Raw genomic sequence first — 14,174 nt, 5'->3', positions numbered from 1 at the left:
CACCGCTGTGCTGAGGAGAAGAATTGACCGCCGAACCGATCTGGCTTCCCGACCCTGACCAGACCCCGCGACCGCAGATCGCCGACTTCATCGACTTCGCCAACCAACGCTCCGGCCAGACCATGGCCGGCTATGACGATCTGTGGAACTGGTCGGTCAGCGACCTCGACGGGTTCTGGGGTGCGGTCTGGGACTTCTTCGACGTCATCGCCGACGAGCCCTACAACGAAGTCCTCGCCGACCGGTCCATGCCCGGCGCCACCTGGTTCCCCGGCACCCGTCTCAACTACGCCGAACACGCACTGCGAGCCGGCCTCGACGACAAACTTGCCGACGAACCGGCGATCATCACCATCAAAGAATCCGGTGAGCGCACCGAAACCACCTGGCGCGAACTGCGCCGCCAGGTCGGATCCGTCGCCGCCTGGCTGCGCGAGCAAGGAGTCGAACAAGGCGACCGTGTCGTCGGCTACCTCCCGAACACCCACCACACTCTCATCGCCTTCCTCGCCTCCGCCTCGCTCGGTGCCATCTGGTCCGCCTGCGCCCAGGACTACGCGGCCGAAGGTGCCGGGACGAAACTCGGCCAGCTCGAACCGAAAGTCCTCTTCGCCGCCGACGGATACCTGTGGAACGGGCAGGCTTTCGACCGCCGCGACCAGGTCGCGGATCTGGCCAACCGGATGCCGGGCCTGCGGGCCGTGGTCGGGGTGGGCAACCTCGGCGAGGAATTCATCGATGAACACGGGCAGATCACGAACCTCACCACCTGGGACGATATCGCCTCCGGGGATGCTGAGCCCGAGTTCGCGCGCGTCGATTTCGATACCCCGCTGTGGGTGCTGTACTCCTCGGGCACGACGGGGATTCCCAAGGGGATCGTGCACAGCCACGGCGGGGTCGTCATCGATCACCTGCGCCTGCTGGGTCTCCACCTCGACATCCGGCCAGGTGACCGGTTCTTCTGGTACACGAATACGAACTGGATGATGTGGAACCTCGTCGCCTCGGCGCTGGTGGGCGGTGCGACCACGGTGTGCTTCGACGGCAGTCCCCTCTATCCGGGGCCGGGTCGGCTGTGGGAGATCGCCGCGGACACGAAGGCGAATGTGCTCGGGGTCAGTCCCGGGATCTTCCTGGCCGGGATGAAGGCCGGGCTTGAACCGGGCACGGAGTTCGACCTCTCCGCGCTGCGGACGATCGGCGCCACGGGTGCCCCGGTGCCCGCCCACTGCTTCCCGTGGGTGCGCGATGCCGTGGGCGAGCGCGTGCAGCTGGCCTCGACGAGCGGCGGCACGGACGTCGTCAGCGGCTTCGCCGGGTCCGCACCGAACTGTCCGATTTGGGCCGGGGAACTCTCACGGCCCATCCTCGGTGTGGCGTTGGAGTCCTGGGACGATACTGGTCAGCCCTTGGTTGGCGAGGTCGGGGAGATGGTCATCACTGCCCCGATGCCGTCGATGCCGGTGAAGTTCTGGAACGACCCGGACGGTGAGCGCTACCGCGATACGTACTTCTCGATGTTCCCCGGAGTCTGGCGCCACGGCGACTGGATCACCATCACCGACCACGGCAGCGTCATCATCTCCGGCCGCTCGGACGCCACCCTCAACCGGCAGGGCGTGCGCCTGGGCAGCGCCGACATCTACGACGTCGTCGATGGCATCCCCGAGGTGGCCGAATCCCTGGTCATCGGAGCCGAACAGCCCGACGGCGGGTACTGGATGCCGTTGTTCGTGGTGTTGGCTGAGGGGGGTTCGCTTGATGATAGCTTGCGGAAGCGGATCGCCCGGGATCTGAAGGAAAAGGCCTCACCTCGACACGTGCCCGATGACATCATCGCCGTGCCCGCCGTCCCGCACACCAAGACGGGTAAGAAGCTCGAAGTGCCGGTCAAGCGTCTCATCCAGGGGCATCCACTGGAGAAGGTGGCAACCCCGGACGCCGTGGACTCGTTCGAGGCGCTGGAGTACTTCGCGCAGTTTGCGGCTGGTAAAGACGGCGCAGCTAGCGAGGGGTGAGAGACCTCTTACAGTGAAGGGTGAACGATAAGCGACGAACAACCGGGGCGCCGCTTATCGACTTCGAGCTTATTCAGCTCTCATCGCGTGGTCGACCGGTCTGAATCTAAAACCGCCGGGAGAACTAAGACCACTCCGCTTCACGGCTGGTAAAGCGAAAGCTCCTGGCTCTTCTACAACAAACTTTCTCTTTAGCGGGTAGTGTAAAGTAAAAGTTATGAGTCAACCGCAGAATGAGTTTTCGTTTGAGCCAGGAACAGAACTGATGAGGGACCGCGCACGGTCTCGCGAAGAGGTGGATGAATGCCTCAACTCGTTGCGAAACGGTACCTTGCCTGACAGCGCCGAACGGCAGCGAGTGGATTTCAAAGAAGAAGCCGGACGCCGAGGTGCCGCCGGGCGTCTACTTCCTGGTACACCGGAAAACACGAAAGCCGCTGATCAGCTCGCGAATGAAGTTGCCTCCATGGCGAACACCCCTGGTGGCGGAGCATTGATCATCGGAGTTGAAGACCGCTCTGGCGATCTTCTCGGTACAGACCTAGACATCGAATGGTTACGTCAACAGATTTACAGACGAGTCGAAGTCGCTCCCGAGATAGAAGAACGTATAGAGCAAGGAATTCGGCTGCTAGTTATCTATGTGGCCGAGGCACGCGAGCCTGTGGACGATACAGGCGGACGAATCCGCTGGAGAGTGGGCGATTCCTCCGTCCCCGTAGATCGCGGTGAGTGGTGGGCCCGTCGACAAGATCGCAGCGGTTGGGACTCTATGGCTCGGCTCACAGCATTCACCCTAGATAGCGTGAAGCCAGCGGCCGTTGCAGTCGCCCGGGATTACTTGGCGAGGCGCGACGGATCCGATGACGCTCAGACTGACCTGGCTACGGCTGCTCCCGCCGACATGTTACGCCGGATTGGCGTGCTCAGCGTTGACGGCTACCTAACCGAGGCGGGAGCGATTCTCTTCTGCCCTGCTCCGCGCGCGTGGCTTACGTGGACCCGACTCGATGTCGAAGGCGGAGATATCCTTGCCTCCGATTCAGCCTACGAAGGCCTAAGTCTCCTCGAACAAATTGAGCGGGTCGAAGCACTTCTGGATGCCGCTAACGACAGGGTTACGCTCCCTGGTGAATTTTCGGAACGCGCGCTTAGGCAGTTGCCGACGCGGTCTGCCCGAGAAGCAGTCCTCAACGGAGTCGTCCATCGCGACTGGAATCTGCAGGAGCCAACGACGGCGACCTGGATTGAAGCCGATGCGTCACTGACGGTCATATCTCCAGGGGGTTTTGTCGGCGGAATTTCAGCAGACAACGTGTTGACCCAGCGGTTCAGTCGATACCCCGCGCTGGCAGATGCCTCCCGTGCACTTGGCCTGGTCGATAAGCAAGGAGTCGGGGTAGACAGAATGTACCGAGAAATGGTCACTATCGGACACCGACCACCACTGCTTGTTGAAGAGCCTGGACCTCGAGTTCGAGTTCGCCTCGCGGGTGGACAGCCACTATTGCCGATCATTCGGTTGACTTCGAAGATTCAGCCAGCGGCCAGGCAACGCGACGTCCAAATCGCGCTCATTGTTCACACGCTGTTGAGAAATCCGTTCACAACGGTGAAGCGCATGTCTAAGATATTGCAACGTACAACCGAAGAAGCCGCAGAGGCCCTCGAGATTGCACACAGATGTGTAGTTGATGGGCAGCCTCTGATATCTCCGCTGAAGAATGTGTGGACACTTTCGAACGAAGCTCGCCGCATCGTGGGAGGACAGACCGCCGACCGCAAGATGTTGCAACGCCAGCGAGTCCTCTGGTTCATCACTCCAGGAGGGGATGCAGCTTCCGAAGTTGTTAGCCAATGGTTTGAGGTTCAAGATCGAATTTCATCCGGCGACTACTCCAAATTGACAGGACTGACACTAGCCGGAGCGAGAGGTGCGCTGGATCGACTCGTACAGGATGGGCGCCTAGTCCGCGGGGATGCTACCGGCAGGAATGCTCACTATCTCCAGCCAGTCAACGCCTACGGTCTGTACAGTGAATCCGACAGCAGAGTATGAGCAGGATGGACCGAGCTACGTAGCCTGCCTTTCAACGGGCGGAGCCACGAATTGGAAGCGAATCGATTCTACGATGTCTACTTTTTCTTTACGGGATGTCGTAAAGGAAAACTAGACCGCCCTACCTCAAAAGACTTTCCATTTGGCTATTGGACCTCTCGCGATATGCCTTCAGTGGGTTCCCGTTCACGTACAGGGTCGGTCCCTTCGTTTCTGCGGGGTAGTCACACTGGCCTAGTGCCGAACGTCACGGCACGATGAGGAGTCGGCCGTAAACTCCCCCGGCTTCGAGGGCGCGGTGGGCGTCGGCCGCCTCAGCGAGGTGGAACGTCGCACCCACTCGACCTTTCAGACGCCCAGTTGCCAGCATCTGGTTGATCACCTTCGCCGCCTCGGCGAGGTCCGCGGCCGAGGCGTTGCTGATCGCGAACCCGAGCACGCTGGCATCGCGGGTGTAGAGCTGGTTGATAGGCACCCTCGGCGAGGATTGCATTCCGGCCATCACGATCACCCGCGCACCGTGCGCGAGCAGGGGAACTGACTTTTCGAAGTCATCGTCGCCGCTGGCATCCCACCACACGTCGACGCCGCGCGGGGCAGCCCGCTCGACTTGCATGTAGTAGTCAGGGGCATGCTTATCGATGACAAGGTCGGCTCCGCAGTCGCTCACCCAATGTTCGTCTCCGGTTGAGGCACCGGCGATGACACGGGCACCCATGACTGCCGCGAGTCGGACGATCGCTGTGCCCACTGCCCCACTGGCTGAGCCGACCACGATAGTCTCCCCCGGTCGCAGCGCCGCCTCTCGGACGAGTCCGATAGAGGCGGTTCCTGCCACGTGCAGGACAGGGGCCGCCTCGGCAGGGTCGAGGCCTTCGGGAAGAGGGTAAAGCCGTTCGACCGGTGCAACGACGAATTCGGCGAACGTGCCTTGGCGACCCTCATAGCCGAGGCTGTTGGATCACACTCGATCGCCCGACCTGAAGTTCTCGGCTGTTTCCCCGATGGCGACGAGGGTACCCACGAGATCACGGCCGATGACGAAAGGGAACGACACCGGAGTGGGAAAGCCCCCGGACCGGACGAAGAGGTCGACGTGGTTGACCTCGCTGGCCTTCACCGAACCGAACTCTCCACCGGCGGAAATGCCCTGGATGATGCGCGCGATGCCCTATTTGCCAGGCGATGAACGAGCGCGTCTCACAAGGTGACCGCGCGTGACAGCAGTCCTTTGGTCGCTTTCGCGATCAGTCCTTCTGCGCTTTCGTGAAGGCCTGGTATTCCCTGATGATCTCGAGAGCTGGCCCGTCGGCGCGCAGGACACCCTGCTCGATCCACAGTGCGCGGTTGCACGTGTCTTTGATCGAGCGCATCGAGTGGGAGACGAGGAAGACCGTGCCGGCGTTCTCGCGGATCGAGCGGATCCGCCCTTCGGATCGGTCACGGAACTTCTTGTCGCCGACGTTGAGAGCCTCGTCGACGATGAGGATCTCGTGCTGGACTGAGGTCGCGATGGCGAACTTCAGCCTCTGGGACATACCCGAGGAATAGGTTCGCATCGGCAGATCGATGAAATCGCGCAGTCCGGTGAACTCAACGATATCGTCGAACTTCTCTTCCACCTCGGCGCGGGTCAGACCGAGAGCCAGGGAGCCGAGAACGATGTTGCGCGCACCGGAGAGGTCGGGGATCAACGCTGCGCCGACACCAAGGAGGTTCGGCCTCGAGGCTGCGTAGATCGCGCCCTCCGAGGTGGGCGTCAGACCCGTAATCGAACGCATGAGTGTGGATTTACCTGATCCGTTGCTGCCGATGATGCCGATCGATTCGTTTTTGTGGGCGACGAAGCTGACGCCTTTGAGAGCATGAACCTCTCGGAGACCACGCCGCTTCGTCATCACGTCTTTGCTGCCGAGCTTGAGCTTCTTGCCTGTCGCCATGGTCTTGTAGCGGACGTGAACGTCGTCACAGACCACAACGGGCGGGTTATTCTTCGTGACCTCAGGGAGGCTGCCGGTATCGTGCGTTTCCGTCTCTTCCGTCTCACTCATCGCGACCGAACCTTTCCTCGGCCTGCCAGAAGAAGACGAAACCGATGATGAAAATACCGAAAGCCCAGATGGCAAGGTGCCAGAAGTAGTCGTACGGAATGACTCCGTCCTTCATCAGGATTCCGCGAGCGATCGCCAGCACATTGTTCAGCGGTTGCCAATCAGCGTAGGGCTGCAGAGCGGGATTGATCTTTTCGACCATGACCTTGAGGTCGAAGAAGACACCGGAGGTGTAGAAGATCATGCGCGAAATGAAGGGGGTGACCTGGGAGAGATCACGGAAGTGGACAGTGGCCCGCGCGAAGATAAACGCTACGCCTTGGTTGAAGATCCAGAACAGAATGACCAGCGGGATGAAGAGGAACCAGTCCCAACTGGGGCGCGCTCCCCAGAGCATGACAAGGAGTGCCATGAAGATGAAGGTGGGGATGAAGTTCAGCAGGTTCTGAAACACCGTGGCGATAGGCAGAACGATGCGCGGGAACGGCAAGGATTGGACGAGAGAGGCGTTCGAGATGATTGACTTCGCACCGCCGTTCATCGAGGTGTTGAAGAACTCCAGGACGAAGACGCCGATGATGACGAAAGGAGCGAAGTCCGGCGGGCGAGCTGTGGCACCCTGCATGATGAAGCCGAAAACCGTGCCGTAGATGAGTGCCGAGAATGCCGGTCGCAGCAGCACCCAGAGCATGCCGAGACGGTTGCGTTCGTTCTCACTCTGCATCTTGTACTTGGCCAGAGTGAACGTGAAGTCGCTGCGAGTGATCAGCTGCTTGATGTACTGGGGCAGTGACGGCCGCCCGCCGACTCTTTCGAGCCCATGCTCATCAGCTAGCTTAGCCATATCCATGTACAGAAGTTTCTCTCGTCGGCGACTGGGGCGAACATCAGGAAGTCTACGTGATGAGGGTAGCCGATTCTCACAGTCGGCTGTGAGCCTTGAGGTCGAAGTCAGGGTCCTCGATCTGAGCACGAGTCGGAATGTTATTACCGGCTAGTACCCGACGAGCCGCGGCCTGCAGAGGAGGCCAGTTGAGCGTCTCGACTCCCACGAGCCGTGCACCTGGGGCTGATCCGTTGAAGTGGAAGACCTGGAATTTCTTGCCACTGGGATCGTGCCTGATGAGCGTATCTGTCGCATCGGGGCTGGTCAGGCCAGCAGTGAAGACCTTTTCCGGTCCCTGGAAACTCCAGTGCCACGGGATATCTGACCAGGGTTCGCCGGTCTCGCCGTCGTCGGAGCTGAGCAGTTCGGCAAGGTATTTGCCGTGGCTCTCGGCCACGGGTTCACACGCCCACGGCTGGTCGAGAGCGAAGACTCCGTCAGTGATGAGTGCGCAATCACCTGCAGCCCAGACTCCGGCGTGAGATGTTGCCAATTTCTCATTCACCTCCCACGCCTCGGCGGGTCGAACGCCATCGATGGGAATCAGAGCCGGGCGAGCACCGACGCTGGTGACGAACAGGTTGTGAGTATCTGCCGGGATGTCGTCCGGGCTGCTGGTGTGGGCCACGAACTTCACACCGGCGTCTTTGTGCTTTTCAAACAGTGCCGTGCGCACGTGTGCTGAGAGCTGTTTCCGCAGAGGTTCATCACCGCGCAGATAGACGGTGGCCTCATGTCCGGCAGCGACCGCCGAGGTCGCCACTTCCATGCCTAAGTATCCGGAGCCGAGGACTCCGACGTTCAATGGTCCATCGGATTCGGCGACGAACTTTCGGATCCATTCAGCTTCGGTCAGGTTGTACACGGGCAGGGCGTCCGGGTATCCGGGGATCTCCGGTCGGTTCGCCTCCATGCCTGTGGCGAGAATGCAGTGGGTGAAGTCCAGGGTCTCCCCCGACGCCAGGTGAACGGTGCCGGCCTGCTGGGACTGGTCGGCCACCTCGGCGAGGGTGATCTCTGTGGCCTTGTCACGGACGAAGGTGATGAGGTCACTTGCCTCGAGATGGAAGGGCAGGTGGTACCTGGAGTCGTCGAAGAGGTGCTTCGACAGTGGGGGCCGTTCGCTGGTCTCCCCCGCGGCCGGATCGACGAGTGTGACCGCCTGACCGCGTTCGCTGAGCTCCCGGGCGGCGGTGGTTCCGGCCAGCCCTGCACCGATGATGACGATCGTCTTTGCCATGTCTCCATGCTAGACCGCAAGCTGCGAAGTGTGGTGTGAGATGGGACGCTGATCAAGTCTGGTCGGTGAGAGTGATCATGCGGGCTTGCTCGCCTTGCCATCAAGCCACAGCATGTCTGAGGCGTCACTGTGGGATCCGCCTGTGCCGACATGCTTGGCATCGATCTGGGGTCCCTTCTTGATGACATGGACCAAGGCCATCCCGTGACCGCGCCCAAGCCCGTAATCGGTTTTGAGCCACTCAAGAATCGCCCCCGGCTTCACCGACTCATCGTCATAACCGCGGTCCTTGGCGATGTCGATGAATTCGCGCGGGGTGAGCCCGGTCTTGTCTTCAATGGTGTCGAGATAGGCCTGGAATGACATTGCAGTCCCCTTCGGCGAAGAACGTACCCAGCTGCGGTGCTCAACGCGGCCTGGGCTCAGAGCTCGGTGGTGCTGCTGCCTCCACCGGTGCGCTGCCCTGTGACCTTGGCCTTGACGATCTGAGCCAAGCCAGCGACCTTGCCTCCCTTGAGACCCCAGTGCTGTGCGGATTCTCCGGTGACCTTGATCAGACCGAGCTCCGGGTCGGTCAGGCCACCTTCGAACCAGCTGGCAGCCTCCTTGTTCCACAGCTTAGCGAGCTTGGCCTGGTCATCGACGAAGTCGACCCGACCGGCCACAGAAAGCCAATTGCCCGCCTCGGAGACGGCGATATTGACCTGCTGATTCTGCAGCAGTGCTGTTGCTTGGTCGCCCTGCAGACCGATGAAGAACCACACGTCACCGTCGTCGGTGACCTCTTGGGGCACCATCGGATGGGCGAGCAGCTTGCCGTCGTCGAGGGCGGTCGTGAGCATCACATAGCCGCTGTCGCGGATGATCTTCACGACGTCCTTCTGCTCGAGGGACCCAGTGTCAGCCCCACCTGTTGTATTTGTCGTGTTGCCCGTTGCTGCTGGGCTCGCATCGGATTCTCTCTCAGCAGCCTTCACAGCGCTTTCATCAACGGCCGTATGTGAGCCGTCGGGGTTGCGGTGGAGGGTCACACCGATGTCAGCGGCCGTATCCTGGGCACGGTCTTCGACGTTCTCTTCGGTGTAGCCGACCTGCGTTTGCGAATCGACTTCGGAGGTGCCGCCCAGTGGCTCTGTCGCCTCGTCGAGCTTCGCCGCGGCATCGCGTGCCTTCTTCTCGCCGGTGGATTCGTTGCTTATGTCTCTGCTGCTCATCAACATTCCCTTCACAGACGATTCTTGCCCCAAGTCTCACACGGGGCCGCCGACAACAGAAGAGGGCGTAGAGAAGTTTCCAGGTTTGTCAGGCAACCATCAGACACTGATTCACCTCAGGTCAGATACGTGGCCGCGCGGTGTCAATAGGACTGGGTGCTGTGCTCTACGAGGCTGTCGACGGTCGCGGGATGCACGGCGAATGTGCTCATGCCTAGACTGTGAGCATGGATGAAGAATCAGTCTCCGTGACAGAGATCCCCGAAGGCGCTGCCATCATCGACGTTCGTGAGGACGACGAGTGGGAGGCCGGGCACATCGAGGGCGCACTGCACGTGCCGCTGGGCGAACTGCCCACCCGACTCGACGATCTCCCCCTCGATGACGACATGTACGTCATATGCCGCACCGGCGGACGCTCCCACCGCGCAGTCGCCTGGCTGAGCAACAACGGCTTCGACGCCTATAACGTCGCCGGCGGCATGGGGTCCTGGAACCTCGACCACGGCAAGCCGATCGTGTCCGAAAACGGCGAGGAGCCGTGGGTGAAGTAAGGACTCTGCACGGCCGAGACGAGATCCTACGCAAAGATGATCCGATGGATGCGGTCGGCTTCAGCTCCGCAGAAGTTCAAGCGGCGCTTGAGCCCCATAGATCCGTCCGGACAATTCAGTGTGGATTCCGGGACGCCGTGTACGCGAAGAGCTTGGAGTTGCTCGAGACCGAGACTCCGCTGACGCTGCAGTCGCCAGGACAACATAAAGACCGCTTTGAAGCCTTGATAAATTTTCACCGCGCTACTGAGCAAGAGGCATCTGCCAAGAGACGGCGTTAGCCGATTCAGTCGACAGTTCGACAAGGTGTGAGAAAGAGCAGTGGGCCACTGCGACTGGAACACCCGCATCTACGCCCGTTTCCTGTAACTTTTTTCCGAAATATTGCCTCTAGATCAACATGAACCTATAGTTGAGGAATGCTACTCGAATTCCGAGTCAAAAATTTCCGTAGTTTCGCCGACGATGCGTCTCTTGAATTCACGTCCAAAACGCTACGTACGAGGATCCCGCGCCCCGGTCAGTCCTGGGTTGATTCGACAGTACGTTGCGCAGCGATTTTCGGGCCGAACGCAGCAGGCAAGAGTACATTGCTCGATGCGTTGGAAACGTTGATCAAGTCCGTTCAGCGGCCTCGCGCTTTGCTTCATTTTCCGCATTTTCGACGCACAGACCTGCCCGGCCCAACAGAATACTTTCTCAGTTTTATAGTGAACGACGTTCGCTATGACTACGAAGTGACCGCTGAACAATGGGGAATCAGCTACGAGTCTTTGAAGAGCTACCCACATGGAACGGGTCGAAATCTGTTCACGCGAGTTCAAGAAGACGAATCTTCGGAGTTGCTCCTGAGTACGGGATCCACATTGAAGGGCCCTTCTCAGGAAGTCCGCCGAATCACAACACGCACGGCCACATATTTGGGGACGGCGCTTCAGTACGATCACTCAATGTTGGCACCGATCGCACGGGGCTTGGTGCACTTCCCGAGCATTCAATTCATCGAAGTTGGCGAACGTGGAACTACCACGCGATTGCAATGGGTGATGGCCCGCTTAGCCGATGGTGATTCCGAGTGGCAAGAACTTGTCAATAGCGTTGCATCAGCTGCAGATCTCGGCATTACCTCTGTCCGGCTCGACGAGCGGGAGGTACCGGCGGATCTGGTGAAAAAGGTCGAAGCACTGTATGCGGCGATGGAAGACGACCCGGCAACAGAAGTACCCGAGGAGTTACTTACCAGCCTAGGTCGTTCGCTAGTTTTCACGCATACCGGCCCCAATGGAGGCGAAGTCTCACTGCCTCTCAACGCACAGAGTTCTGGCACAATCACCTGGATGGCAACTGCACTGCCCGCGCTCGAAGCATTGAGCACAGGTGGTGTGCTGGTCGTTGACGAACTGGATTCGAGCCTGCATCCAAGGTTGACTTCCTCGCTGCTCGAGATGTTCAAAGACGAGGACATCAATCACCTCGGCGCACAGCTCATCTTCGTTGCGCACGACACCTCGTTACTCTCCAATTCACCAACGAGAACACTGGAACCTGAGGAAGTATGGTTCTGCGAGAAGGACGAGCAAGGGGCTAGCGAACTTTTCTCGCTGGCCGAGTTCGACTCGCGCAAAGGAAACAATGAACAGAAGCGTTATCTGGCTGGCCGGTTTGGTGCGATTCCCGACGTTAATGTCACAGAACCATTCCGTTCTGGATTGGCCCGGACTCGGAACGCAGGCTGATTCGCCGTGGTTCGAAGAAAGCCCTCGCGAGGACGGAAGCCGAAGAAGACCGTTCTGCTTGTCACGAATGGCCGCATCACCGAAAAACGCTACCTGGACGAATTGAAGAGACTCGCCAACCGAGACAAATCCCTACACGTAGATACCAGGCCGGTCTCTGGGAGGGATCCCATTGGAGTGCTGCATAAGTTGGACAGCCCGCAGGGTGACGTCTCCAACTTTGACGAAGTTTGGGTAGTTGTCGATCACGACGGTGTTGACCGGCGCGACTTCCTCAGACGCTGCGAGTCAATGTCAACGAAGTCCACGCAGGTTCGAGGAATTGTCTCTGTACCGTGTTTCGAAGTCTGGCTTATTGCTCACTACAAGCAAGTGGGCCGCTACCCCAACCAGGAAGCCGCCCAGCAAGACCTCGCTCTAGTCACCCGACGGCATAAGAGCAAGAAGGAATTGCCCGACGACTTCCCGTGGGATCGAATCAGTGAGGCCTGTTCACGATGCCATATTGCTGATGAGGATCAACCAAGACTCAACCAACAAGGAAATTCGCCATCCACGGGTATGCCTCACCTCATACAATCACTCGGGCTAATAATCCCGCGGTCGAATGATCAAGGTAAATAGCGCAAGCGACTAGGAGTGCTCCACTCCATTTACTTGCTCTTGCGGACCCTCACAGTCCACGATGCAAGAACCCCGTGGACACAACTGTGCGAGGCGGTTGGAGTTTGGCACAGTAGTTCTATGACTACTCGCGCCGGCCAGCTGGCCCAGGACAGGGATCTCGTCGATATCTCCGCACTGCTTGATTCGTATTACGATCTCGTCCCCGACTCCTCCGTGCCCGCGCAGGCTGTGAGCTTCGGGACCTCGGGACACCGCGGGTCAAGCTTCAACCGTGCGTTCAACGAAGCCCATATCGCAGCGATCACCGCCGCCATCGTCGACTTCCGCAAGAAGCAGGGCATCCATGGGCCCATCTTCTTGGGCCGTGACACCCATGCGTTGAGCGAACCAGCGTTCCTCACTGTTCTCGAGGTCCTCGCCGCAGCGGAGGTGCCGGCGCTCATCGATGAGCGTGACGGCTTCACCCCTACTCCTGTGCTCTCCCACGCGATTCTGGGTTTCAACGCGGGCAAGACCGCAACAGATGCTCAGGCCGACGGCATCATCGTGACCCCCAGCCACAACCCGCCCTCCGACGGCGGCATCAAGTACAACCCGCCGCACGGCGGCCCGGCCGGCTCAGAGACGACGACGTGGATCGCCGAGCGTGCGAACTCCTACCTTGAGGCCGGTTGGGAGAAGATTCCACGCACCGGGTTCCAACGGGCCTTCCACCTGGAGAACACCGAGAACTTCGACTTCATCTCCAACTACACCGAGGACCTCGAGTCGGTCATCGACCTCGACGTCATCCGCAGCTCCGACATCCACATCGGCGCCGACCCCTTGGGCGGAGCCAGCGTCGACTACTGGGCCGCCATCGCCGAGGACTTCGACCTCAATCTCACCGTCGTCCACCCTGAGATCGACCCCACCTGGTCATTCATGACCCTGGACTGGGACGAGAACATCCGCATGGACTGCTCCTCGCCCTACGCCATGGCCGGGCTCATCGCCTCCCGCAACGACTTCGACATCGCCACGGGCAATGACGCCGATGCCGACCGCCATGGCATCGTCACCCCCGACGCCGGGCTGATGAACCCCAACCACTACCTGGCGACTGCCATCGACTACCTGCTCGACAACCGACCCGAATGGTCCTCCAGCGCCGGCATCGGCAAGACCCTGGTCACCTCCTCGATCGTCGACCGAATCGTCGCCGCCCACGATCGGCGACTGTTCGAGGTTCCCGTCGGGTTCAAATGGTTCGTCCCCGGACTCCTCGATTCGACACTGGCCTTCGGCGGTGAGGAATCCGCAGGCGCATCGTTCCTGCGCCGCAACGGCAAAGTCTGGTCGACTGACAAGGACGGCATCATCATGGCTCTGCTAGCCGCTGAGATGACCGCGAAGACCGGACAGACTCCGTCCCAGCGCTATGCGGGACTGGCTGCGAACTTCGGCACCAGCGCCTACGCCCGCCAGGACGCCCCGGCCACCCGCGCGCAGAAGGCGAAGCTGGGGGCACTCGACGCCTCCCAGGTGAAGGCGACGACCGTCGGCGGTGAATCGGTGACCTCAACACTCACCTCGGCGCCGGGAAACAATGCCCCCATCGGCGGGCTCAAGGTCACGACCGAGAACTCCTGGTTCGCGGTGCGACCCTCCGGCACGGAGGACGTGTACAAGATCTACGCCGAGTCACTGCGCGATGAGGACCATCTGCGGGCCGTCCAGCACGACGCTCGGACATTGGTGGATGGGGTGCTGGAGTAGCCCGAAGCGGCTCCCAGCCACCAGCTGG

Annotated in this window: 13 protein-coding genes; 7 read left to right on the top strand and 6 right to left on the bottom strand. The window is 60.2% G+C overall.

Annotation, left to right across the window (positions count from 1 at the left end; all coding sequences use genetic code 11):
• The first annotated feature begins 23 nt into the window (after positions 1 to 23).
• Positions 24 to 2,021: an acetoacetate--CoA ligase gene (locus tag PGC08_RS02665; RefSeq protein WP_271709470.1), complete on the top strand. Its 1,998-nt coding sequence runs from the start codon at positions 24 to 26 to the stop codon at positions 2,019 to 2,021.
• Between the two features lie 217 nt (positions 2,022 to 2,238).
• Positions 2,239 to 4,080 (top strand): DUF5635 domain-containing protein, encoded by a 1,842-nt coding sequence (locus PGC08_RS02660; protein WP_101583859.1) that lies wholly within the window; start codon positions 2,239 to 2,241, stop codon positions 4,078 to 4,080.
• A 247-nt stretch (positions 4,081 to 4,327) separates the two neighbouring features.
• Here the strand turns inward: PGC08_RS02660 and PGC08_RS02655 are convergent, their stop codons facing one another.
• Positions 4,328 to 4,918: a zinc-binding dehydrogenase gene (locus PGC08_RS02655; protein WP_050773424.1), complete on the bottom strand. Its 591-nt coding sequence runs from the start codon at positions 4,916 to 4,918 to the stop codon at positions 4,328 to 4,330.
• Between PGC08_RS02655 and PGC08_RS02650 the strand changes: the two genes are divergently transcribed.
• Complete coding sequence (locus PGC08_RS02650; protein ID WP_233429394.1) at positions 4,919 to 5,269, top strand: hypothetical protein; 351 nt, start codon at positions 4,919 to 4,921, stop codon at positions 5,267 to 5,269.
• A gap of 58 nt (positions 5,270 to 5,327) precedes the next feature.
• Here PGC08_RS02650 and PGC08_RS02645 read toward each other — a convergent pair whose 3' ends face one another.
• The 5 genes from PGC08_RS02645 to PGC08_RS19410 all read right to left on the bottom strand — a co-directional run bounded on the left by PGC08_RS02645 (position 5,328) and on the right by PGC08_RS19410 (position 9,471).
• A complete protein-coding gene (locus PGC08_RS02645; RefSeq protein WP_271709469.1) occupies positions 5,328 to 6,131 on the bottom strand; it encodes an ABC transporter ATP-binding protein in 804 nt (267 codons plus the stop codon).
• Positions 6,124 to 6,975 carry an ABC transporter permease gene (locus PGC08_RS02640; RefSeq protein WP_333937539.1) on the bottom strand — a complete coding sequence of 284 codons (852 nt, stop codon included), beginning with the start codon at positions 6,973 to 6,975 and terminating at the stop codon, positions 6,124 to 6,126. The genes PGC08_RS02645 and PGC08_RS02640 overlap by 8 nt, the downstream gene beginning before the upstream one ends.
• Before the next feature lie 76 nt (positions 6,976 to 7,051).
• Positions 7,052 to 8,257 carry an FAD-dependent oxidoreductase gene (locus PGC08_RS02635; protein WP_271709467.1) on the bottom strand — a complete coding sequence of 402 codons (1,206 nt, stop codon included), beginning with the start codon at positions 8,255 to 8,257 and terminating at the stop codon, positions 7,052 to 7,054.
• Between the two features lie 75 nt (positions 8,258 to 8,332).
• Positions 8,333 to 8,623, bottom strand: a complete 291-nt coding sequence (locus tag PGC08_RS02630; protein WP_271709466.1) for a DUF4287 domain-containing protein — start codon at positions 8,621 to 8,623, stop codon at positions 8,333 to 8,335.
• Between the two features lie 56 nt (positions 8,624 to 8,679).
• Complete coding sequence (locus tag PGC08_RS19410) at positions 8,680 to 9,471, bottom strand: pyridoxamine 5'-phosphate oxidase family protein (RefSeq protein WP_333937538.1); 792 nt, start codon at positions 9,469 to 9,471, stop codon at positions 8,680 to 8,682.
• A 227-nt stretch (positions 9,472 to 9,698) separates the two neighbouring features.
• Between PGC08_RS19410 and PGC08_RS02620 the strand changes: the two genes are divergently transcribed.
• The 4 genes from PGC08_RS02620 (at position 9,699) to pgm (ending at position 14,146) form a co-directional block, all read left to right on the top strand.
• Positions 9,699 to 10,025, top strand: coding sequence for a rhodanese-like domain-containing protein (locus PGC08_RS02620; RefSeq protein WP_096167848.1), 327 nt, complete (start codon positions 9,699 to 9,701; stop codon positions 10,023 to 10,025).
• A gap of 419 nt (positions 10,026 to 10,444) precedes the next feature.
• Positions 10,445 to 11,761, top strand: a complete 1,317-nt coding sequence (locus tag PGC08_RS02615; protein WP_271709465.1) for an AAA family ATPase — start codon at positions 10,445 to 10,447, stop codon at positions 11,759 to 11,761.
• 6 nt (positions 11,762 to 11,767) lie between these two features.
• A complete protein-coding gene (locus PGC08_RS19510; protein WP_442868150.1) occupies positions 11,768 to 12,385 on the top strand; it encodes an RloB family protein in 618 nt (205 codons plus the stop codon).
• A gap of 120 nt (positions 12,386 to 12,505) precedes the next feature.
• The gene (gene pgm, locus PGC08_RS02610; protein WP_193081445.1) at positions 12,506 to 14,146 is read left to right on the top strand and encodes a phosphoglucomutase (alpha-D-glucose-1,6-bisphosphate-dependent); all 1,641 of its coding nucleotides are present in this window, start codon (positions 12,506 to 12,508) and stop codon (positions 14,144 to 14,146) included.
• The last annotated feature ends 28 nt before the right edge of the window (positions 14,147 to 14,174 follow it).

Origin of the sequence: Brevibacterium sp. BDJS002 (assembly GCF_028201555.1) — a bacterium.
Classification (GTDB): Bacteria; Actinomycetota; Actinomycetes; order Actinomycetales; family Brevibacteriaceae; genus Brevibacterium; species Brevibacterium aurantiacum.
This window is presented reverse-complemented; position numbering and strand designations above follow the sequence as displayed.